The following is a 20,694-nucleotide window of genomic DNA, read 5'->3' on the forward strand; positions in this document are numbered from 1 at the left end:
CCTCTCCGCACTCGCGGGCCAGACGGTGACGCTGAAGTTCACCGGAGCCGAGAAGTCCGGCGCGCAGACCTCGTTCGTCGTCGACGACACGGCGCTCGACATCAGCTGACCGCGTAGCGAAGCGGCGGGCCCGGACCATCCCGCGGGACGGTCCGGGCCCGCGTTGGCGCGTCCCGACGCCGCTCGTCAACGCCGCTGGTCAACGCAGGCCGAGCTGCCAGTACGCGTCCTGGTGGCCGGTGGTCGGCTCGAAGTCGAACTGCATCGGCGTCACGCCCTTGGGCACGTCGAAGGCGAAGACGACGGTCGCGGAGTGGCCCGGCGCGAGAGTGTCGGGGAAATCCTCGGCGAGCGCGCCGGCGTCCGCGGAGATCTCGTTGAGGTCCTTCTCGTCGGCGCCACCGGTCCCGTAGTACGTGTAGTCGCCGAGGTTGAGATCGGTCAGACCCGTGTTGCGCACGCTGACGGTGAAGCGATAAGCGCCGTCGCCCGAGGTGTAGCCGCTCACCCCCGACGGCGGGGTGAAGGTCTGCGGCGCGGAGACGGTCACCTTGGTGCCGTCGCCGTAGGAGGCGGTGCCACCGGGCCCCAGCGGGTTGTCGTACGTGCCCCGGCTTGACGTCAGCGACGTGCCCGAGCCGAAGAAGTCCCCCACGACCGAGGTCGCCACGAGGGCGATCATCGCGATCGAGACGAGCACGGCAATCACCCCGAGGACCGAACCCGCCAGCGCCTGTCCGCCGTTGGTCGCCTCGCCCCTGCGCACCCGGCGGCGCCCGATGATCCCGAAGATCAGCGCCAGCACCCCGAGCGGCAGCCCCAACGGCACCCCGAGGCAGGTAACCGCCGCGATGGTGCCGACGATCCCCAGGACGAGGGCGGCGGTGCCCAGGCCGTTGCGCGGCGCCGGATGCAGCCAGGCGGCATACGGATACCCGTACCCGTAACCGGACGCGTCCGGGGTCGGATACGGCGGCTGAGGCGGGCTGGGCGCGGGAGGCGGGGGCGGGGGCGGAGGCGGCACGGCGTCCTGAGGCGGCGCCCACAGGTCGCGGCGCTCGGGCGAGTGGGGCGCGTCGGACATATGTGCCTTCCTGAGATACGTCCCGCAATCCTATGACGTGGAATTACGACATGGCCCGAGGTCCGGGCCATCTACGATGGCCGGACCAGCCACCCGCAGGAGGACCGCATGACCGCCCGCTCCGCCGCCGACACCGACTCCCTGGCCGCCTTCATCGCCGGAATGCCCAAGGCGGAGCTGCATGTCCACCACGTCGGGTCCGCCTCACCCCGCATCGTCGCGGAGCTGGCCGCCCGCCATCCCGATTCGACGGTACCGGCTGATCCGGACGCACTCGCCGAATACTTCACCTTCCGCGATTTCGCCCATTTCATCCAGGTCTATCTCTCGGTGGTCGACCTGATACGCGACGCGGAGGACGTACGGCTGCTGACGTACGAGATCGCCCGGGACATGGCCCGGCAGAACATCCGTTACGCGGAGCTGACCATCACCCCCTACAGCTCGGTCAAGCGCGGCATCCCGGCGCCCGCGTTCATGGAGGCGATCGAGGACGCCCGCAAGGCGGCGGAGGCCGAGTTCGGAACCGTGCTGCGCTGGTGCTTCGACATCCCCGGCGAGGCGGGCCTGGAGTCGGCCGAGGTGACCTGTGACCTCGCCCTGCGGCACGCTCCCGAGGGGCTGGTCTCCTTCGGACTCGGCGGACCCGAAATCGGCGTGCCGCGGCCCCAGTTCAAGCCCTACTTCGACAAGGCCCGCGCCGCCGGACTGCGCAGCGTCCCGCACGCGGGCGAGACCACGGGGCCGCGGACCATCTGGGACGCGCTGGACGACCTGGGCGCCGAGCGCATCGGCCACGGTACGAGCGCGGCGCAGGACCCCGCGCTTCTCGCCCATCTCGCCGATCGGCGCATCCCGTTGGAGGTCTGCCCCACCTCCAACATCGCCACACGCGCCGTCACGACGCTCGAGGAGCACCCGATCCGCACCATGATCGACGCCGGGGTCCTCGTCACCGTCAACTCCGACGACCCGCCGATGTTCGGCACGGACCTGAACACCGAATACGCCGTCGCCGCACGCCTGTTGGAGCTCGACCGACAGGGCGTCGCGGCCCTGGCCAGGAACGCGGTCGAGGCGTCGTTCATGGACGACGCGTCGAAGGCGAAGCTGGCGGCGGAGATCGACGCGTACGCCCAAGCCAAGGTCTGAGCATTCAGCTTGTGGGGAATTCCTCGGTGGAGAGTGTCAGGGCGCCAGGGCCCCGGGTTACGGTGCGTAACCCGGGGCCCTGGGCGGCTCAGGCGAGCTCGGCGCAGCGCCTCGTCAGCCGTCGAGCGACGTCATCACGTGCTTGATGCGGGTGTAGTCCTCGAAGCCGTACGCGGACAGGTCCTTGCCGTAGCCGGACTTCTTGAAGCCGCCGTGCGGCATCTCCGCCACCAGGGGAATGTGAGTGTTGATCCACACGCAGCCGAAGTCGAGCGCCTTGGACATCCGCATCGCGCGGGCGTGGTCCTTGGTCCACACCGAGGAGGCGAGCGCGTACTCGACGCCGTTCGCCCACTCGACCGCCTGCTTCTCTTCGGAGAAGGACTGCACCGTGATGACCGGGCCGAAGACCTCCCTCTGGATGATCTCGTCGTCCTGCTTCAGGCCGGAGACGACGGTCGGGGCGAAGAAGTAGCCCTTCTCGCCGACGCGGTGACCGCCGGTCTCGACCTTGGCGTGGGCGGGCAGCCGCTCGATGAAGCCGGAGACCTGCTTGAGCTGGTTGGCGTTGTTGAGCGGGCCGAAGAGCACGTCCTCGTCGTCCGGCTGACCGGTCTTGGTGTCGGCGGCGGCCTTGGCCAGGGCGGCCACGAACTCGTCGTGGATCGACTCGTGGACGAGGACGCGGGTGGCGGCCGTACAGTCCTGGCCCGCGTTGAAGAAACCGGCGACCGAGATGTCCTCGACCGCCTTGGCGATGTCGACGTCCTCGAAGACCACGACGGGGGCCTTGCCGCCGAGCTCCAGGTGGACGCGCTTGAGGTCCTTCGACGCGCTCTCGGCGACCTGCATGCCGGCGCGCACCGAGCCGGTGATGGAAGCCATCGCCGGGGTGTCGTGCTCGACCATCAGCCGACCGGTGTCGCGGTCGCCGCAGATGACGTTGAAGACGCCCTTGGGGAGGATCTCCCCGATGATCTCGGCGAGCAGCACGGTCGAGGCCGGGGTGGTGTCGGACGGCTTGAGGACGACCGTGTTGCCGGCGGCGATCGCGGGAGCGAACTTCCACACCGCCATCATCATCGGGTAGTTCCACGGCGCGACCTGCGCGCACACGCCCACCGGCTCGCGCCGGATGATCGAGGTGAACCCGTCCATGTACTCGCCCGCGGAGCGGCCCTCCAGCATCCGCGCGGCGCCCGCGAAGAAGCGGATCTGGTCGACCATCGGCGGGATCTCCTCCGACGCGGTCAGCCCGATCGGCTTGCCGGTGTTCTCACTCTCGGCGGCGACCAGCTCGTCCGCACGCGCCTCGACCGCGTCGGCGATCTTCAGCAGCGCCTTCTGCCGCTCGGCCGGGATGGTGTCACGCCAGGCCGGGAAGGCTGCCGCCGCGGCCGCCATGGCCGCGTCCACATCGGCTGCGCCGGACAACGGCGCGGTGGCGTATGCCTCGCCCGTGGCCGGATTGACCACGTCAGTGGTGCGTCCGTCGGCTGCGTCGCGGAACTCCCCGTCGATGTAGTTGCGCAAGGTACGGAGCTCGCTCACTGCCTTCTCCTGTCCTGTGTCCGGTGTGCTGTGTCCGATCGGTGAGACGTCTCCCACCCTAGCCGTAGAACGACCGTATTCGACATACCCACACCCAGCGAACAATGGAATCAGTACTTTTTCTCTCTCTTGACAACTGATTTCATCGCAGAGGGGTTGCGCCAACGACGAGCTCTCGTGCACAGTGGGCTGTGTGGCCACGCGTACACCTGACCCGAAGGACCGGAGCACTGCTCCGGTGATCGACTCCGTCTCCAAGGCGATCATCGAGCAGCTCCAAGAGGACGGGCGCCGCCCGTACGCCGCGATCGGCAAGGCCGTAGGCCTCTCCGAGGCAGCGGTGCGGCAGAGAGTACAAAAGCTCCTCGACCAAGGCGTCATGCAGATCGTCGCCGTCACGGACCCGCTCACCGTGGGCTTCCGCCGGCAGGCGATGGTCGGCATCAACGTCGAGGGCGACATCGAACCCGTCGCCGATGCCCTGGCGGAGATGGGAGAGGTCGAGTACGTCGTCGTGACCGCCGGCTCCTTCGACCTGCTGGTCGAAATCGTCTGCGAGGACGACGACCACCTCCTGGAGATGATCAACAAGCGGATCCGCACGCTGCCCGGCGTGCGCTCCACCGAGAGCTTCGTCTACCTCAAGCTCCGGAAGCAGACCTACACCTGGGGAACCAGATAGCCATGAGCGCAGACCTCTCGAAGACTGCGTACGACCACCTGTGGATGCACTTCACCCGCATGTCGTCGTACGAGAACGCTCCCGTGCCCACGATTGTGCGCAGCGAGGGCACGTACATCTACGACAGCGAAGGCAAGAAGTACCTCGACGGCCTCGCCGGCCTGTTCGTCGTCCAGGCGGGCCACGGCCGCCAGGAACTGGCCGAGGTCGCCGCGAAGCAGGCCGCGGAGCTCGCCTTCTTCCCGGTGTGGTCCTACGCCCACCCCAAGGCGATCGAGCTGGCCGAGCGCCTGGCGAACTACGCCCCAGGCGACCTGAACAAGGTCTTCTTCACCACCGGCGGCGGCGAGGCCGTCGAGACCGCCTGGAAGCTCGCCAAGCAGTACCACAAGCTCAAGGGCAACCACACCAAGTACAAGGTGATCTCGCGGGCCGTCGCCTACCACGGCACCCCGCAGGGCGCGCTGTCCATCACCGGCCTGCCCGCGCTGAAGGCCCCCTTCGAGCCGCTGGTGCCCGGCGCCCACAAGGTCCCCAACACCAACATCTACCGCGCCCCGATCCACGGCGACGACCCGGAGGCCTTCGGCCGCTGGGCAGCCGACCAGATCGAGCAGCAGATCCTCTTCGAAGGCCCGGAGACCGTCGCCGCCGTCTTCCTGGAGCCGGTGCAGAACGCCGGCGGCTGCTTCCCGCCGCCGCCCGGTTACTTCCAGCGCGTCCGCGAGATCTGCGACCAGTACGACGTGCTGCTCGTCTCGGACGAGGTCATCTGCGCCTTCGGCCGCCTCGGCACGATGTTTGCGTGCGACAAGTTCGGCTACGTGCCCGACATCATCACCTGCGCCAAGGGCATGACGTCCGGCTACTCGCCGATAGGCGCCGCGATCGTCTCCGACCGCATCGCCGAGCCGTTCTACAAGGAGGACAACACCTTCCTGCACGGCTACACCTTCGGCGGCCACCCGGTCTCCGCCGCGGTGGCGCTGGCCAACCTCGACATCTTCGAGCGTGAGGGCCTCAACCAGCACGTCCTCGACAACGAAGCCGCCTTCCTCAAGACCCTGCAGAAGCTGCACGACCTGCCGATCGTCGGCGATGTGCGCGGCAACGGCTTCTTCTACGGCATCGAGCTCGTCAAGGACAAGGCCACCAAGGAGACCTTCACCGACGAGGAGTGCGAGCGCCTGCTCTACGGTTTCGTCTCCAAGAAGCTCTACGAGAACGGCCTTTACTGCCGGGCCGACGACCGTGGCGACCCGGTCGTGCAGCTCTCGCCCCCGCTCATCTCCGACCAGGCGACCTTCGACGAGATCGAGCAGATCCTGCGCACGGTGCTCGCCGAGGCGTCGAGCAAGCTGTGATCCGCTGAGGCCACCGAGGCCGACAGGCCACTGAGGCTCGCGGGCCCCGGGCGATCCGTTTCCCTCCCTTGCGGATCGCTCGGGGCCCGCGCGCACAGTGACCCAAACTCCGTGCGTTCGTTCAACCGGTGAGAGGACACGGACAAGGACGAACAGGACAAGCGGAGGTAGTCGGCATGGTGGCTCCGCCGGACAACGACGTGCTGTGGGCGCGCGGGCTGCACTACGCCTATCAGGGCTCGCCCGCCCTGCTCGGCGTGTCGCTCGGCGTGCGGGACGGCGAGATCCTCGGGATCGTCGGTCCGCGCGGCTCCGGAAAGACCACCCTGCTCAAGTGCATGTCCGGGCAGCTGACGCCGGAACAGGGCGAAGTGTGGTTCAACAGCGCCCCCGTGCACACCCTCCCGGCCGGCGCCCGTGAACGGCTGCGCCGCGACCGGTTCGGATGGGTCGGCAGCTCGCCCGAACTCGTCCCCGAACTGACCGCACGTGAGAATGCCGCGCTTCCGCTGCTGTTGTGCGGCATCCCGCACCGCAGCGCCCGCGACACCGCCCAGGAGTGGCTGGACCGGCTCGACGTCGGTGACTGCGCCCGGCGGCGCCCCGCCGAGCTGCACCAGGCCCAGCGTCAGCGGGTCGCGGTCGCCCGCGCTCTCGTCTCGCTCCCCGAGGTGCTCTTCGCTGACGACCCGACGGCCCCCCTCCACCGCCCCGACGCCGCTCAGGTGCTGCGCACCCTGACCACCGCCGCCAGGACGCACCGCATCACGGTGCTGCTCGCCACCTCCGATCCCGAGGTCGTGGCGTTCACCGACCGCGCGGTCGGCCTCGTGGACGGCGTGCGCTCGGCCTCGCTGCCGAAGGGACCCCAGCCGGAGGGCGCCTCGTGCCCGGCCTCCGCCTGATCCGCGGCGAGCGGCCGGCCGCGCTGCTGCGCCGCGCACTCGTCCCCGCCGCCTCCGCGGGCACCGGATTCCTGCTGCTCACCGCGCTCGGCCACACCATGGCCCGTCCCTGGGACACCAGCGGATCCGTAGTACGGCTCGTCTGGTGCGTCGTGCCGCTCGCCGCCGCGGTGCACCTGTCGGTCGCCGTCTGCCGTAGCAGGCCGGGCGGACACCAGAGCGCGGGGCTGACCGCGGCCGGCCTCGGGCCGGGCAGGATGACGTTGCTGGCGGCCGCCCAGGTCGCCATGGAGTGCCTGCTCGGCAGTGCGGTGGCGCTGCCGGCGTTCGTGTGGTGGTGGGACCGCTTCGCGGTCGCCGGCGTACCGATGCCGGTCGGGGCGGTGCTCACGCTGCTGCTCGCGGTGCCACTCGCCGGTGGCGCCGTGTGCGCGGTCGTACTGCGCCCGCGGCGGTCGGATGCGCCCGGTGCGACCGCCGACGGGACGCCGTCGGGGTTGCCGTGGGGTGTGGCGCTGACGGCGGCCGGTCTCGCGATCGAGGTCTACGCGAGCGACCTGACGCGACCCGCCGTCGGATCGCTGCTGCCGCTACCCGGCGGCCTCGGCCGGATCGCGCCCGCCGTGCTGCTCGGCTGGCTGCTCACGGCAGCCGGTCTCGTCCTCACCGGACCCGGCCTCGTCCACCTCAGCGGACGGCTGCTGTCCGCCTGCCGTCCGGGGGCGCTGCGGCTGCTCGCCGGGCGCACGCTCCAGCAGGACGCCTCCCGGATCGGGCAGCCGCTGGGCGTGCTGTGCGCGGCGGCGTCGGCGGCGCTCGCAGCGCTCCGGCTGTACGCACCGGGTGCGCATCCGCTGGGGCCGCTCACCGCGCTCGGCGCCGCCCTCGTCCTCGGCTGCCCGGCCGCGACCGTACTCACCACGGCATCGGAGGCGCAGCGTGCGCGCCGGGAGGCGGTCGCGGTGCTCGGCCCGCTGGGTGCGCCTGCCTCCCTGATGCGCCGCGCGACCCTGCTGCGCGCCGCCGCCCTCCTCCTCGTCCTCGCCCCGGTGACCTCGAGCGTCGCCTGGCTGGCGTCGCTGCCGTTCGCGGCCTAGGGCGTATTGCCCGGGCGACCTTCGAGGATCAGCCCCGTGGAGTCCGGTGCAGGGGGTGCCTTCCGTCGAAGGCAGGGGGAGAATCGCACGGCGGAGGGGCGCGCCCTCGTACCGGGCCATTGCAGGCGATATGCCGCCGGGGCTGCGCGGTGGGCGAGCCCGACACCGCAGCGAGGTGCGCCCGCCCCGGCAGCGGCTGACCTCGCTGTAAGCGTCGCGGGCCCGCAAAGATCGCCCGGGCAGGGCCCAGCCGCACGCTCGGCCGAACTCCGCTGAACACGTCAGCTGAACAGGGGCCGGAACGCACCCGATCCGACGCTCGCGCCCACCGCCAGTGCGGCGAGCGCACACGCCCCGGCCACCAGAGCCGCGTCCGCGCGCACAAACCGTTGTGTGCGGGCGCTCGTACGACGGGCTCCCGAGTCGAAGCCACGTGCGTCCATCGCCGTGGCCAGGCGCGTACCGCGCCGTATCGCACCCACCAGCAGAGTGAAGGAGGCCGAGGCGAACAGCCTCAGCCGGGCGACCGGGTTGCGGCCCCCTTCAACGCCGCGCGCGCGCCGCGCGGCGTTGATCAGTCGCCACTCGTCGCCGAGCAGGGGCACCAACCGCCATGCGGCCAGCGTGCCGATGGCGAAGCGCGGCGACACCCTGGCGTTCTGCACCAGCGCGTCGGCGAGGTCCGTCGGGTCGGTGGTGGCGAAGACGAGGACGCCGGGGAGGGCCACCGCGAGCAGCCGCAGCCCCAGCGCGAGTGCCGAGGCGACGATGTGCTCGCGCTCCGCCGCGAAGAGCAGCAGCGTGACCTCGGCGCCGGCGACGCTGATCAGCAGGGGCCACATCCGGCGCGCCAGCGCACCGTACCGGATCCCGAAGAACGGTACGGCGAACAGCTCGACGACGAGCGCCACGGCAGGCCCCACCGGGTCGAGGCTGACGACGAGAGCAAGCGCGAGGACCGCCGCCGCGCCCAGTTTGGCCACCGGATTGCGGCGGGCGAGCGGCGCGTTCCGGTCGGCGATCGGTGCCATACGGCCGGCCACGGCCATCACACGGCCGCCAGTCGCCGTACGCCCAGGCGCAGTTCGCGGGCGCCCAGTGCGGCACAGAAGTCCGGGTCGTGGGTGACGGCGACGACACCGTGCCCCTCATCGCGCAACTGCGCGAGCAGCACCACCAGTTCGCTCCAGGTCCGGCGGTCCTGCCCGAAGGTGGGCTCGTCGAGGACGAGCAGCCGCGGCGCCGCGGCGAGTGCGGTGGCGACGGAGAGGCGGCGTTGCTCGCCGCCGGAGAGCGTGTGCGGATTGGCCTCGGCGAGCGCGTCGAGGCGCAGACGGCCGAGGAGTTCGTCGACGCGCGCCGCTTCCGCTCCGCCGAGCGCGAGCTCGTCCCGTACCTTCGCCGTTACGAACTGGTGCCCCGGGTTCTGGAAGACCGAGCCGATGCGTGCCGCCAGGGCTCGGGCGCGCCACTTGTGCGGGGGCATGGCGTCGTCCGCGCCCGCCAGTGCACCCGTGGCCTCGACCCGTCCGCCGCCGGGGACGAGCAGCCCGCCGAGCATCAGCGCGAGTGTCGACTTGCCGACACCGTTGGGTCCGACGACGGCCATTGCCTCGGCCGCCCGTACGGTCACCTCGGGAAGGGCATCCGCGGTGAACACCGGCTCATGGGTGAGCGACCGGGCGTGCAGCAGTGGCTCGCCGGCCGGCACCCGGGGTGGGTGCGCCGGGACCGGGTGGCCCGGCACCCATACGCCGTCCGCGGCGAGCCGTTCGCCGTGCTCGGCGAAGATGCGAGCGGGCGGGCCGTCGGCACGGATCCCGCCGCCGGGTTCGAGGACGATCACCCGGTCGAGCTGGGAGGTGAGTTCGGCGATCCGGTGCTCGACCACGATCTGCGTGGTCCCGTCGATCCCGGCGAGCACCTCGCGGACGAGCGCGGCACCGGCCGGGTCGAGGTTGGCGGTCGGCTCGTCGAGCAGCAGCAGCCCGGGTCCGGTGACCAGCGCACCGGCGAGCGCGAGCCGTTGCTGCTCGCCGCCGGAGAGCGCGTGGGTGCGCCGCTCGTACGGGTACGGGAACCGCACGCGCCGCAGCGCGTCCTCGACCAGCGGCCGGATGAGTTCGCCGGGTGTGCCGCGGTTCTCCAGGCCGAAGGCGACGTCGTCGCCGGCACGCTCCATGACCAGCTGGGACTGTGGGTCCTGGAAGACCATGGCGATCCGGTCGCGGACCGCGCGCGGCTCCTCACCGTCGATCTCGACGGTTCCCTCACGCTCGCCTGATTCCGGCGGCAGCAGGCCGGCGAGCGCGGCGAGCAGGGTCGACTTGCCCGCTCCCGAGGGGCCGAGCAGAGCCACCCGCTCGCCGTCCGCGATCTCCAGGTCGACGCCGCGCACCGCCCAGCGGCGGCGCCCGGCGTGCCGGTGGCCGAAACCGCGCAGTCGTACGGTGCTCATCGTGCGCGTCGCCGGCTCAGACCGCGGCGCGCTCGCGGCCGGACGGGAACGGGTCCAGCGCTCCGGTCTGGGCGAGGGACTTGGTGAGCGCGAGGCTGCCGAGCCCGGCGACGACGGCGGAGCTGACGACCACGATCGCGGCGTAGATCAGCTGCCAGGCGGTCGAGTTGGAGGCGTAGTAGAGCGCGTTGTCGAGCAGCGAGGCCGCCACTCCCGCGAGCGCCCCTCCCGCGACGGCGGTCGGCCAGCGCCACACCCGGTAGCCGGTGAAGGCGAAGCCGAACTCGCCCGCCATGCCCTGCAGCACCCCGTAGAGCAGGGTGACCAGGCCCCACGGCGAACCGAAGAGGGTGGCGACGGAGGCGGCCACCAGTTCGCAGAAGATGCCGGCTCCCGGCTTGCGTATGACGAGGGGGCCGAGGACGGCCGGGATGAGCCAGACACCGTAGATCACGGCGCGCCCGGGCAGCGGGATGACGCTCGCGGCGCCGTCCCACAGGGCGTTCCACGCCCAGAAGATGACGCCGAACGCGGCGCCGATGACGGCCGCGACGACGATGTCGACAGTTCTCCACCGGTTGGCGGACGTGGCTGTGCTCTGCGAATTGGCCTGCATGGCCGAACTCCCTACGCCGGTACGAGCCGGATCAGGTTCGAGGGTCTGCGGCCCCGGGCCGCACTCTCAGCGCTTCGCGCGCTCCCCTGTCGGACTGTATATTTGTGCGAATCTACGATATCAGCGGGCTGCAAATCCCTGGCGGGCGGTCTCAGCTTTCGGACGCGGCGAGTTGGCCGCAGGCCCCGTCGATCTCCTGGCCGCGGGTGTCCCGGACGGTAACGGGCACCCCGTGGTGCTCCAGCGCGCGGACGAATGCCTTCTCGTCCTCGGGGCGAGAGGCCGTCCACTTCGAGCCGGGCGTGGGGTTGAGCGGGATCAGGTTGACGTGCACCCGGTGGCCTTTGAGCAGCCGCCCGAGCAGGTCGGCGCGCCACGCCTGGTCGTTGATGTCCTTGATCAGTGCGTACTCGACGGAGATCCGGCGGCCCGACACCTCGGCGTAGTGCCAGGCGGCGTCGAGCACCTCGCGGACCTTCCAGCGGGTGTTGACGGGCACGAGGGTGTCGCGCAGCTCGTCGTCGGGCGCGTGGAGGGAGACCGCGAGACGGCACTTGAAGCCCTCGTCGGCGAAGCGCAGCATCGCCGGGACGAGGCCGACGGTGGAGACGGTGATACCGCGCTGGGAGAGCCCGAGGCCGTCCGGCTCGGGGTCGGTGAGGCGGCGGATGGCGCCGACGACGCGGTTGTAGTTGGCGAGCGGCTCGCCCATGCCCATGAAGACGATGTTGTTCAGGCGGGCCGCGCCGCCCGGGATCTCCCCATCCCGGAGGGATCGCATGCCCGCGACGATCTGGTGCACGATCTCGGCGGTCGACAGGTTCCGGGTGAGGCCGGCCTGTCCGGTGGCGCAGAACGGGCAGTTCATGCCGCAGCCGGCCTGCGAGCTGATGCACATGGTGACCCGGTCCGGGTAGCGCATCAGGACGGACTCCACGAGTGTGCCGTCGAAGAGCCGCCACAGCGTCTTGCGGGTGGTGTCGTTGTCGCAGGAGATGTGCCGTACCACCGACATCAGCTCGGGCAGCAGGCCGTCGGCGAGCTTCTCGCGCGCCGCGGCCGGGATGTCGGTCCAGCTCGCCGGGTCGTCCGCGTACCGCGCGAAGTAGTGCTGCGAGAGCTGCTTGGCGCGAAACGGCTTCTCGCCGAGGCCCGCCACGGCGTCGCGGCGCTCGGCGGGGGTGAGGTCGGCGAGATGCCGCGGGGGCTTCCTGGCTCCGCGCGGCACAGCGAAAGTGAGTTCTCCGGGCTGAGGCATGGTCGTACCAGTGTCGCAGACGCCCGGGTCAGCCCGAGCCGACGAAGATCACCAGCAGCAGCCAGACCACGGGTGCGGTGGGCAGCAGCGAGTCGAGGCGGTCCATCAGCCCGCCGTGGCCCGGCAGCAGGGTGCCCATGTCCTTGATGCCCAGGTCACGCTTGATCATGGATTCGAGCAGGTCGCCCAGGGTCGCGCTGGCCGCGACGCCGAGGCCGAGCAGCAGGCCCTGCCACCAGGAACCGTGGTGGATCAGGTACTGCATGCACAGCGCACCGGCTGCCATCGCGAAGGTGACCGCGCCGATCAGGCCCTCGCGGGTCTTGCCCGGGCTGATGCGCGGGGCGAGCTTGTGTCGGCCGAAGCGCCAGCCGACGGCGTAGGCGCCGGTGTCGCTGACGACGGTGAGCAGGAGGAAGACGAAGACCCGCCACGGACCGTCGTCCGCGGCGAGCATCATCGACACGAAGGTCGCGAGGAACGGCACGTAGAAGGCGGCGAAGACACCTGCGGTGACATCCCGCAGATAGTTCTCCGGTGCCTCGGTCATCCGCCACACCATGACCGCCAGCACGGTGAGTGCCATCGCCACCCACGCGCCCTCGGCGTCCCGCAGATATCCGGCGACGACCATCGCCGTACCGCCGACGGCCAGAGGCACCAGCGGCACCTTGATCTGCTTGCGCTCCTCCAGACGGCTGGTCAGCTCCCACAGGCCGACGACGACGGCGGCCGCGACGACCACGACGAACAGGCTCTTCACCACGAAGAGCGAGGCGAGGATGACCACGCCCAGTCCGAGGCCGACGCCTATCGCGGCGCGCAGGTTGCGGCCCGCCTGCTTCTTGCTCTTGTCCGTCGTCTTCGCGCGGGGGCCGGGCACCGGGGACTCCCCGGGTTTCCCGCCTTCGGCGTCCGGTACTGGTGGCATGCGTCGAGTCTGCGCCGTCCTGTGGTCGTCGGCCGCCTCGATGCCGTCGTACGCGGGACCGGGGGCAGGCTGCTGCTCGGGGGCTCCCCAATAGCCAGTGCCCGGCGGAGCCCCCCGCGAAGAGTCGTTCATCAGACCTCGAGCAGCTCGGCTTCCTTGTGCTTGAGCAGCTCGTCGACCTGGGCCACGTACTTGGCCGTGGTGTCCTCGAGCTCCTTCTCGGCGCGGCGCACCTCGTCCTCGCCGGTCTCGCCGTCCTTGATGAGCTTGTCCAGGGTCTCCTTGGCCTTGCGGCGCACGCTGCGGATCGAGACGCGGGCGTCCTCCGCCTTGTGCTTGGCCACCTTGATGTACTCCTTGCGGCGCTCCTCGGTCAGCTGCGGGAACACCACCCGGATGATGTTGCCGTCGTTCGACGGGTTGACGCCGAGGTCGGAGTCGCGGATCGCGGTCTCGATGGCGCGCAGCGAGCTCTTGTCGAACGGGGTCACGATCGCCATGCGCGGCTCGGGCACCGAGAACGACGCCATCTGGTTGATGGGCGTCATCGTGCCGTAGTACTCGGCCACGATCTTGTTGAACATCGCCGGGTGGGCACGGCCCGTACGGATCGCGGCGAAGTCCTCCTTGGCGACCACGACCGCCTTTTCCATCTTCTCCTCGGCCTCGAGGAGGGTCTCTTCGATCACCATGTGCTCCTGCGTCAATTGAGTTCGCAGAGCCTCGCCCCTGCGCGCGTCTTCCCTGCTTATTACGTCTTGGTGTTGTGCGTCATCCTGCACGGTGTCGAACCGGCAGCGTGTTGTCCATCCCCGTACCGGGCCCTTCGGCCGGAGCGGAGTTGTCGTTCTCAGTCCCGCGTGCCGTGCTCGCTCACCAGCGTGCCGATCTTCTCACCCTTCACCGCGCGGGCGATGTTGCCCGGGGTGAGGAGCTCGAAGACCAGGATGGGGAGCTTGTTGTCCCGGCACAGCGTGATCGCGGTGGCGTCCGCGACCTTCAGGTCGCGGGTGATCACCTCGCCGTATTCGAGGGCGTCGAACTTGACGGCGTCGGGATTGACCTTGGGATCGGAGTCGTAGACTCCGTCGACACCGTTCTTGCCCATCAGCAGGCCCTGCGCGTGGATTTCGAGGGCGCGCTGCGCGGCGGTGGTGTCGGTGGAGAAGTACGGCATCCCCATGCCGGCGCCGAAGATGACGACGCGGCCCTTCTCCAGGTGGCGTACGGCACGCAGCGGGATGTACGGCTCCGCGACCTGGCCCATGGTGATGGCGGTCTGCACCCGCGTTTCGATGCCCTCCTTCTCCAGGAAGTCCTGGAGGGCGAGGCAGTTCATGACGGTGCCGAGCATGCCCATGTAGTCGGAGCGGGCCCGGTCCATGCCGCGCGTCTGCAGTTCCGCACCGCGGAAGAAGTTGCCGCCACCGATCACGAGCGCCATCTCGGCGCCGTCCCGGACGACCGCCGCGATCTCGCGGGCCATGGCGTGCACGACGTCGGGATCGACACCGAGTCCCCCGCCTCCGGCGAACGCCTCACCGGACAGCTTCAGCAGGAACCGCCGTGGGCTTCTGCGGTCGCTGCGGCTGCCGCCTTTGACGGCCTGGTCGGCCTTGTCGTTATGGGCGTCCTGATCCATGGGGTTCTCCTCGTGCACGTACGAAGGAGGCCATTGCCGTGGGTCCTTGATCGTTCCCTCTGCGGCAATGGCCTCCTCGTCACCTCTGCAGCCGACCGGCGCGAGGTCGGCCGCATTCGACCCTATCGGGGTCGACGGTCATTCGCTGCCGTGCTCAGACACCGACGCGGAAGCGGGCGAAACGCTTGAGCGTGACACCGGCCTCCTCGAGCACCTTCTGCACGGACTTCTTGTTGTCCTTGGCAAACGGCTGGTCGAGCAGCACGTTCTCCTTGAAGAAGCCGGTGACCCGGCCCTCCACGATCTTCGGCAGGGCGGCCTCGGGCTTGCCCTCCTCGCGCGCGGTGGCCTCGGCGACGCGGCGCTCGTTCTCGACCGTCTCGGCCGGGATCTCCTCGCGGGAGAGGAACTTCGGCGCGAAGGCGGCAATGTGCTGCGCGATGTCCTTGGCGACCGCCGCTGCTGCCTCCTCCGTGGCGGTCCCCTTGTCCAGCTCGACCAGGACGCCCACCTGCGGCGGCAGGTCCGGGCTGGTGCGGTGCAGGTAGGAGGCGACGAAACCGTCGGTGAACTGCGCGAAGCGGCTCAGCACGATCTTCTCGCCGAGGGTGGCGTTCGCCTCGTCGACGAAGGCCTGGACGGTCTTGCCGCTCTCGATCTCGGAGGCGAGCAGCGCATCGAGGTCGGCCGGCTTGGTCGCGGCGACGTGCTTGGCGATGGTCTCGGCGACCTCGACGAACTTGTCGCCCTTGGCGACGAAGTCGGTCTCGCAGTTGAGCTCGACCAGCACACCGGCCTTGCCGCCCTCGATGAGGGAGACGACCGCGCCGTTGGTGGCGCTGCGGCCCTCGCGCTTGGCGACGCCCTTCTGGCCCTTGACGCGCAGGATCTCGACGGCCTTGTCGAGGTCGCCTCCAGCCTCGTCCAGCGCCTTCTTGCAGTCCATCATGCCGGCGCCGGTGCTCTCGCGGAGCTTCTTGACGTCGGCGGCGGTGAAGTTCGCCATGGTCAGTGAATCTCTTCTCGAAAAGTCGGTGGTCGTCTACCGGTGATCTACCGGCACTACCGCGTTGTACCGCGACCGGCAGCGGGGGCCGGGCTCATCGAGCCGCGAGTCCGTCCCCCGCCGTCTTTCGCCGTACGGTCCGTACGGTGGGTGCGGTTCAGGCCTTGTCGGACTCGTCGGCGGCCGGGGCCTCGGCGGCGGGCGCCTCCGCAGCAGCGGCCTCGCCCTGCTCCTCGGCCTTGTCCTCGGCCTTGTCCTCGGTCTTCTCCTCGTCCTTGGCCTTCTCGCCCACGAGCAGGTCGCGCTCCCACTCGGCCAGCGGCTCGGCCGGGGCGGCCTTGCCCTCGCCAGCGGCGGCGCCGGAGCGGGCGATGAGGCCCTCGGCGACGGCGTCGGCAATCACACGGGTGAGGAGGGTGACGGAGCGGATCGCGTCGTCGTTGCCCGGGATCTTGTAGTCGACCTCGTCCGGGTCGCAGTTGGTGTCGAGGATCGCGACGACCGGGATGCGCAGCTTGCGCGCCTCACCGACGGCGATGTGCTCCTTCTTGGTGTCCACGATCCAGACGGCGCTGGGCACCTTCTGCATGTCGCGGATACCGCCGAGGGTCTTCTCGAGCTTGGCCTTCTCACGCGAGAGGACCAGGAGCTCCTTCTTGGTCAGACCGGAGCCGGCCACGTCCTCGAGGTCGATCTCCTCGAGCTCCTTGAGGCGCTGCAGGCGCTTGTAGACGGTCGAGAAGTTGGTGAGCATGCCGCCCAGCCAGCGCTGGTTGACGTACGGCATGCCGACCCGGGTGGCCTGCTCGGCGATGGCCTCCTGGGCCTGCTTCTTCGTGCCGACGAAGAGGATGGAACCGCCGTGCGCGACGGTCTCCTTGACGAACTCGTAGGCGCGGTCGATGTACGACAGCGACTGGAGCAGGTCGATGATGTAGATGCCGTTGCGCTCGGTGAAGATGAAGCGCTTCATCTTCGGGTTCCAACGGCGGGTCTGGTGTCCGAAGTGGACGCCGCTCTCCAGCAGCTCCCGCATCGTGACGACGGCCATGGCCGTACTCCTTGGGTACTCGGTTCCGTGGCGGCCGGTCGGCCGCCACTCCTGACACCCCGGCGCGTCGTGCCCCAATGGCCTGTGGAACAGCCTTCGAAGGACCGAGAGACGCGGCCGCCGTGGCGGTCGTCCGCTGACAGACGTGACGGATGCGACGGTGGCGGGGCGTGCGAAGTCGACCCGGTGGCCCGGATCGCAAGGGAAAGTGTACGGGACCCCCGCGGGCCCGGGCGACACGGTGCGTTTTGTACGGGATCACGGCGAACGCCACTCGAATGAGTGGCGAGGTTGTCCACAGTGTGCAGGTTGTCCACCGATCGAGGCCATGATCCCTGCCGCGGGCGAGGGCGCGGGACCGTGGGGTCATGACGGTACGAGGGGGTCCGCGGTGGGCGGGCGTGCTGGTGGCGGTAGTGGGGCTGCTCGTTCTGGGGGCTGCAGGCCGGGCGGCGGCCGCAGGGGATCCGGGGGCTCGGGAGTGGCCGGTGGCGGGCGTCGCTGGGCGGGCGCGGCCGGTCGTGGTGCGCGGCTTCGAGCCGCCGCCGCAGCCGTGGGCGGCCGGGCATCGCGGGGTGGATCTCGCGGCGGGCCGCGGCCGGCCGGTGCGGGCGGCGGCCGCGGGGCGTGTGGCCTTCGCGGGGACGGTCGCGGGGCGCGGCGTGGTCGCGATCGAGCTGACGGAGCCACGCGGGCTGCGGATCACATATGAGCCGGTGGATGCGGCGGTCGCGGTCGGGGAGCTGGTGGCGGCCGGGCAGCTGGTCGGCACGGTGGGACAGGGGCCGTTCCACTGCGACGGCGGCTGCCTGCACTGGGGGCTGCTGCGCGGCGGGGAGTATCTCGACCCGCTGTCGTTGATGCCGCCGGGGATGCGCCGAGGCGGCCCGTCCCGGCTGCTGCCGGTCTTCGGCGTGGCGCCGCCGGATGCGGCTGCTCCGACGGACGGCCCGGTCGGCGCGGCCGCGGCGGGCTACGTCGTCGGGGCGTGCCTGCTAAGGACGCGTGCCCTGCAGCGCCATGCGGACGGCGGCCTCGGTGATGCGGGCCGGATCCTCGGCGGCGCCGAGCTCGATGCGCCGGACGGCGGCGTCGACGATCCCCTGGAGCAGCATCGCGGTGAGCCGCGGCTCGTCGTGCCCGAGCTCGCCGAGGGCCTCCACGACCATGGCGATCAGGCCACCGTGCGCCGCGCGGATCTTCTCGCGGGCCCCGGCGTCCAGCTCGCCGGCAGAGATCGCGACGACCGCGCGGTGCCGCCGGTCCCCGACGAGGGCGAGTTGCCGGCGCACATACGCCTCGATCTTCTCCTCGGGTGTCGCGGCCGCCTCCATCGCGGCCTGCACCTCCGCCGCCCAGACGGGGAAATCGACGGCGCACAGCTCCTCTACGACGGCGGCGCGGGAGCGGAAGTACTCGTAGACGGAGGACCGCGCCAGGCCGGTGCGCTCTGCGAGGGCCGGGAACGTCAGTGCCTCGGTACCGCCCTCGGTGAGCAGAACGCGCGCGGCATCCAGCAGTGCGTTGCGCTGCATCGTCCGGTGTTCGGCCACCGAGGCCGCTTTGATCCTTGGCACCCCTCCACTGTACGGACCCCGGCTACGCGCGTCCTCAAGCCCGTCCCACGTCCGCCAGTTTCGCCCGCAGCTGCAGGACGGACTTTGTGTGGATCTGGCTCACCCGGCTCTCCGTGACACCGAGCACTTGGCCGATCTCGGCGAGGGTGAGGCCCTCGTAGTAGTAGAGGGTGACCACCGTCTTCTCGCGCTCCGGGAGCGTGTTGACGGCTCTGGCGAGCAGCCGCCGCAGCTCGCGGTCCTCGGCGACCTCGACCGGGTTGTCCGCCGCTCGGTCCTCGAGTGTGTCGACCAGGCTGAGACGGTCGCCGCTCTCCGTGCCGACGTGCAGCAGCTCTTCGAGCGCCACGACGTTGGCGAGGGAGAGCTGGCTGAAGATGCCGTGCAGCTCGTCGACGCCGATGTCCATCTCCGCCGCGACCTCGGCCTCGCTCGGAGTGCGGTGGAACCTTGCTTCGAGGGTTGCGTAGGCGCGCTCCACCGCCCGCGCCTTCTGGCGCACCGAGCGGGGAATCCAGTCCAGCGCCCGCAGCTCGTCGATCATCGCCCCGCGGATCCGGGTGATCGCATAGGTCTCGAACTTGATCGAACGGTCGGGGTCGAACTTCTCGATGGCGTCGATGAGGCCGAACACCCCGGAGGAGACGAAGTCGGCCTGCTCGACGTTGGAGGGCAGGCCGACGCTCACCCGTCCGGCGACGTACTTGACGAGTGGCGAGTAGTGCAGGATGAGCTGCTCGCGCAGCCGCGCCTCCCCGGTGGCCTTGTACGACCGCCACAGTTCGTCCAGCGGCGTGGAGGCAGGGGCGGCCGTCCGCGCGCTCAGGGGGACTGAGTGGTCGTCGGTCGCCGCTGCCGTGCGGTCAGGCCCTGAGGTGTGCTGGGGCATGCGTCGCCTTGAGCCGTTCTGCCGTGACGTAGGTGAGGAATCGGGTCTCCGCGAGCGTAGCGTGACCCGAGCGTCGCACAGTGCTACGACGTTCGGGTGAGCCGACCGCAGATACGTTCCGCCGCAGGGTGATACACGGCCGGGGCGTGTTCTCCCTCAGGAGTTGCGGCTGTTGAGCATTAAAGCGGTCCGGACCCAGCCCCCAACCTCGTCACCCCGTCGGCCCAGGTCAACAACGCTCCGGTCGCCTGATGGTGTGTTGACCGTCATCGGATCCGGGGCATTGTCACCTTCGGGCGACGGGCGTCAGTGCCCAGCTGTCCCCCTCTCGCTCCACGAAGCCCAGCGCCCGCAACTCGTGAAGGCGGCCCAGCGTCTCGTCGAGGCCGGTGCCCGACCGCACCGCGACCGTCTCGGCATTGGCACCGCCGTGTGCTGGCAGCCCGTCCAGCACCCGCGCGGCCTCCGGCTCCAGCAGGTCCCGCCCCACAAGCGGCCCCCGTCTCTCTGGCGCAAGATCGTCCCCCACTCTGCCGACCAGTTCGATCACCTCCGCCGCGTCGGTGACCAACAGACCGTCACCGCGCAGCAGTTCGTGCACGCCCTCCGACAGCGCCGAGGTGACCGCGCCGGGCACCCCCATCACGATGCGGCCGAGACCGCGTGCCCGGCGGGCGGTGATGAGCGAGCCGCTGCGCAGCTTCGCCTCGACGACGACGGTGCCCCGCGTCAACGCGGCGATGACGCGGTTGCGCAGGATGAAGCGGCCGCGCGTCGGGTGGTCGCCGGGCGGCAACTCGCCTACGAGAAGGCCCTGCTCGGCCATTCGTGCGATGAGCCGGGCATGGCTCGGCGGATACGTCACGTCCACGCCGCACGCGAGGACGCCGATGGTGGCGCCGGCGGCGGCGAGCGCACCCCTGTGAGCGGCACCGTCGATGCCGAAGGCGGCGCCGGAGACGACTGTCCAGCCGCGCTCGGTCAGGTCGGCGGCGAGCGTGGCGGCCACCTGGGTCCCGTAGTCACTGCAGGCCCGGGCGCCCACGACGGCGACCGACCGCAGCGCCCACGGCCGCAACGACGCGCGTCCGCGCACCCACAGCCCGATGGGGCGCTGGTCCCCCAGATCGTCCAACTGGGCGGGCCACTCCACATCGCCCGGACAGATGAAGCGCCCGCCGAGCTCCCGGACGGCCGCCAGATCGGCGTCGGGATCGGCCCGCGCGCTGCGCAGCCGGTACCCCGCCGCCCGCCGTGGCGTCACGCCCGGCAGCTCCTCCTCGCCGGAGAGCGCGCGCAGCACCCGTACCGGCCCCCGCTCGCGCAACCAGCGGCCGACCGTCTCGTCCCCCGGCTCGGCGATCCTGGTGAGCGCGGCACGCGCCCGCCGCTCCTCCCCACCGCCTGTACTCACAGCCCCTCCCGTTGGCT

The 20,694-nt window shown here is 70.6% G+C and carries 19 protein-coding genes, 1 pseudogene and 1 riboswitch; of the genes and pseudogenes, 6 read left to right on the forward strand and 14 right to left on the reverse strand.

From position 1 onward, the window contains the following. Positions 1-199: 199 nt before the first annotated feature. The gene (locus NGB36_RS27315; RefSeq protein ID WP_255923200.1) at positions 200-1,084 is read right to left on the reverse strand and encodes a DUF4190 domain-containing protein; all 885 of its coding nucleotides are present in this window, start codon (positions 1,082-1,084) and stop codon (positions 200-202) included. Positions 1,085-1,192: 108 nt separating this feature from the next. Here NGB36_RS27315 and NGB36_RS27320 point away from each other — a divergent pair, with 108 nt between their 5' ends. Next, complete coding sequence (locus tag NGB36_RS27320; RefSeq protein ID WP_255923201.1) at positions 1,193-2,236, forward strand: adenosine deaminase; 1,044 nt, start codon at positions 1,193-1,195, stop codon at positions 2,234-2,236. A 114-nt stretch (positions 2,237-2,350) separates the two neighbouring features. Here the strand turns inward: NGB36_RS27320 and NGB36_RS27325 are convergent, their stop codons facing one another. Then, on the reverse strand, positions 2,351-3,787 hold the full coding sequence (locus tag NGB36_RS27325) for a gamma-aminobutyraldehyde dehydrogenase (protein ID WP_255923202.1): 1,437 nt from the start codon (positions 3,785-3,787) through the stop codon (positions 2,351-2,353). 184 nt (positions 3,788-3,971) lie between these two features. Between NGB36_RS27325 and NGB36_RS27330 the strand changes: the two genes are divergently transcribed. From NGB36_RS27330 to NGB36_RS27345, 4 genes are all read left to right on the forward strand, one after another. Beyond that, entirely contained in the window at positions 3,972-4,469 is a 498-nt protein-coding gene (locus tag NGB36_RS27330) for an Lrp/AsnC family transcriptional regulator (protein WP_372509542.1), read from the forward strand. After that, positions 4,454-5,833: an aspartate aminotransferase family protein gene (locus NGB36_RS27335; RefSeq protein WP_255923270.1), complete on the forward strand. Its 1,380-nt coding sequence runs from the start codon at positions 4,454-4,456 to the stop codon at positions 5,831-5,833. Before NGB36_RS27330 ends, NGB36_RS27335 begins: the two co-directional genes overlap by 16 nt. A 176-nt stretch (positions 5,834-6,009) precedes the next feature. Beyond that, the gene (locus NGB36_RS27340) at positions 6,010-6,738 is read left to right on the forward strand and encodes an ABC transporter ATP-binding protein (protein ID WP_255923204.1); all 729 of its coding nucleotides are present in this window, start codon (positions 6,010-6,012) and stop codon (positions 6,736-6,738) included. Continuing rightward, complete coding sequence (locus tag NGB36_RS27345) at positions 6,720-7,835, forward strand: hypothetical protein (protein WP_255923205.1); 1,116 nt, start codon at positions 6,720-6,722, stop codon at positions 7,833-7,835. Before NGB36_RS27340 ends, NGB36_RS27345 begins: the two co-directional genes overlap by 19 nt. Positions 7,836-8,116: 281 nt before the next feature. Here the strand turns inward: NGB36_RS27345 and NGB36_RS27350 are convergent, their stop codons facing one another. From NGB36_RS27350 to rpsB, 9 genes are all read right to left on the reverse strand, one after another. Next, the gene (locus tag NGB36_RS27350) at positions 8,117-8,866 is read right to left on the reverse strand and encodes an energy-coupling factor transporter transmembrane component T family protein (protein ID WP_255923206.1); all 750 of its coding nucleotides are present in this window, start codon (positions 8,864-8,866) and stop codon (positions 8,117-8,119) included. 17 nt (positions 8,867-8,883) lie between these two features. Beyond that, the gene (locus NGB36_RS27355) at positions 8,884-10,293 is read right to left on the reverse strand and encodes an ABC transporter ATP-binding protein (RefSeq protein WP_255923207.1); all 1,410 of its coding nucleotides are present in this window, start codon (positions 10,291-10,293) and stop codon (positions 8,884-8,886) included. Between the two features lie 16 nt (positions 10,294-10,309). Next, a complete protein-coding gene (locus NGB36_RS27360; protein ID WP_255923208.1) occupies positions 10,310-10,909 on the reverse strand; it encodes an ECF transporter S component in 600 nt (199 codons plus the stop codon). Continuing rightward, a riboswitch (TPP riboswitch) is annotated at positions 10,900-11,007 on the reverse strand. It overlaps the preceding gene by 10 nt. 53 nt (positions 11,008-11,060) lie before the next feature. Then, positions 11,061-12,167, reverse strand: a complete 1,107-nt coding sequence (gene rlmN, locus NGB36_RS27365) for a dual-specificity RNA methyltransferase RlmN (RefSeq protein WP_255923209.1) — start codon at positions 12,165-12,167, stop codon at positions 11,061-11,063. A 28-nt stretch (positions 12,168-12,195) separates the two neighbouring features. Beyond that, positions 12,196-13,230, reverse strand: a complete 1,035-nt coding sequence (locus NGB36_RS27370) for a phosphatidate cytidylyltransferase (RefSeq protein WP_255923210.1) — start codon at positions 13,228-13,230, stop codon at positions 12,196-12,198. After that, the gene (gene frr, locus NGB36_RS27375; protein WP_255923271.1) at positions 13,230-13,787 is read right to left on the reverse strand and encodes a ribosome recycling factor; all 558 of its coding nucleotides are present in this window, start codon (positions 13,785-13,787) and stop codon (positions 13,230-13,232) included. Before frr ends, NGB36_RS27370 begins: the two co-directional genes overlap by 1 nt. A gap of 161 nt (positions 13,788-13,948) precedes the next feature. Next, entirely contained in the window at positions 13,949-14,740 is a 792-nt protein-coding gene (gene pyrH / locus NGB36_RS27380) for a UMP kinase (protein WP_255923211.1), read from the reverse strand. Positions 14,741-14,894: 154 nt separating this feature from the next. Next, positions 14,895-15,746, reverse strand: coding sequence for a translation elongation factor Ts (tsf, locus tag NGB36_RS27385; protein WP_255923212.1), 852 nt, complete (start codon positions 15,744-15,746; stop codon positions 14,895-14,897). A gap of 157 nt (positions 15,747-15,903) precedes the next feature. Then, positions 15,904-16,797, reverse strand: a complete 894-nt coding sequence (rpsB, locus tag NGB36_RS27390; RefSeq protein ID WP_255923213.1) for a 30S ribosomal protein S2 — start codon at positions 16,795-16,797, stop codon at positions 15,904-15,906. Positions 16,798-17,165: 368 nt separating this feature from the next. On the opposite strand from rpsB, the pseudogene NGB36_RS27395 reads away from it, so the two are divergent. Then, positions 17,166-17,588: pseudogene (locus tag NGB36_RS27395) on the forward strand (peptidoglycan DD-metalloendopeptidase family protein); the annotation flags it as partial. Positions 17,589-17,792: 204 nt separating this feature from the next. On the opposite strand, the gene NGB36_RS27400 reads toward NGB36_RS27395, so the two are convergent. The 3 genes from NGB36_RS27400 to dprA form a co-directional block, all read right to left on the reverse strand. After that, positions 17,793-18,350, reverse strand: coding sequence for a TetR/AcrR family transcriptional regulator (locus NGB36_RS27400; RefSeq protein ID WP_255923272.1), 558 nt, complete (start codon positions 18,348-18,350; stop codon positions 17,793-17,795). A 58-nt stretch (positions 18,351-18,408) separates the two neighbouring features. Then, the gene (whiG, locus tag NGB36_RS27405) at positions 18,409-19,263 is read right to left on the reverse strand and encodes an RNA polymerase sigma factor WhiG (RefSeq protein WP_255923214.1); all 855 of its coding nucleotides are present in this window, start codon (positions 19,261-19,263) and stop codon (positions 18,409-18,411) included. 286 nt (positions 19,264-19,549) lie between these two features. Next, entirely contained in the window at positions 19,550-20,677 is a 1,128-nt protein-coding gene (gene dprA / locus NGB36_RS27410; RefSeq protein ID WP_372509544.1) for a DNA-processing protein DprA, read from the reverse strand. Between the last annotated feature and the right edge of the window lie 17 nt (positions 20,678-20,694).

The sequence above is a fragment of the Streptomyces humicola genome, from assembly GCF_024436035.1.
Classification (GTDB): Bacteria; Actinomycetota; Actinomycetes; order Streptomycetales; family Streptomycetaceae; genus Streptantibioticus_B; species Streptantibioticus_B humicola.

Excerpts from the sequence above, each read along its gene's own strand:
- pyrH (WP_255923211.1), bottom strand. The coding sequence starts at position 14,740 with ATGGATCAGGACGCCCATAACGACAAGGCCGACCAGGCCGTCAAAGGC.
- rpsB (WP_255923213.1), bottom strand. The coding sequence starts at position 16,797 with ATGGCCGTCGTCACGATGCGGGAGCTGCTGGAGAGCGGCGTCCACTTC.
- NGB36_RS27360 (WP_255923208.1), bottom strand. The coding sequence starts at position 10,909 with ATGCAGGCCAATTCGCAGAGCACAGCCACGTCCGCCAACCGGTGGAGA.
- NGB36_RS27350 (WP_255923206.1), bottom strand. The coding sequence starts at position 8,866 with ATGGCACCGATCGCCGACCGGAACGCGCCGCTCGCCCGCCGCAATCCG.
- whiG (WP_255923214.1), bottom strand. The coding sequence starts at position 19,263 with ATGCCCCAGCACACCTCAGGGCCTGACCGCACGGCAGCGGCGACCGAC.
- rlmN (WP_255923209.1), bottom strand. The coding sequence starts at position 12,167 with ATGCCTCAGCCCGGAGAACTCACTTTCGCTGTGCCGCGCGGAGCCAGG.
- NGB36_RS27355 (WP_255923207.1), bottom strand. The coding sequence starts at position 10,293 with ATGAGCACCGTACGACTGCGCGGTTTCGGCCACCGGCACGCCGGGCGC.
- tsf (WP_255923212.1), bottom strand. The coding sequence starts at position 15,746 with ATGGCGAACTTCACCGCCGCCGACGTCAAGAAGCTCCGCGAGAGCACC.
- NGB36_RS27320 (WP_255923201.1), top strand. The coding sequence starts at position 1,193 with ATGACCGCCCGCTCCGCCGCCGACACCGACTCCCTGGCCGCCTTCATC.
- NGB36_RS27340 (WP_255923204.1), top strand. The coding sequence starts at position 6,010 with ATGGTGGCTCCGCCGGACAACGACGTGCTGTGGGCGCGCGGGCTGCAC.
- NGB36_RS27370 (WP_255923210.1), bottom strand. The coding sequence starts at position 13,230 with ATGAACGACTCTTCGCGGGGGGCTCCGCCGGGCACTGGCTATTGGGGA.
- NGB36_RS27315 (WP_255923200.1), bottom strand. The coding sequence starts at position 1,084 with ATGTCCGACGCGCCCCACTCGCCCGAGCGCCGCGACCTGTGGGCGCCG.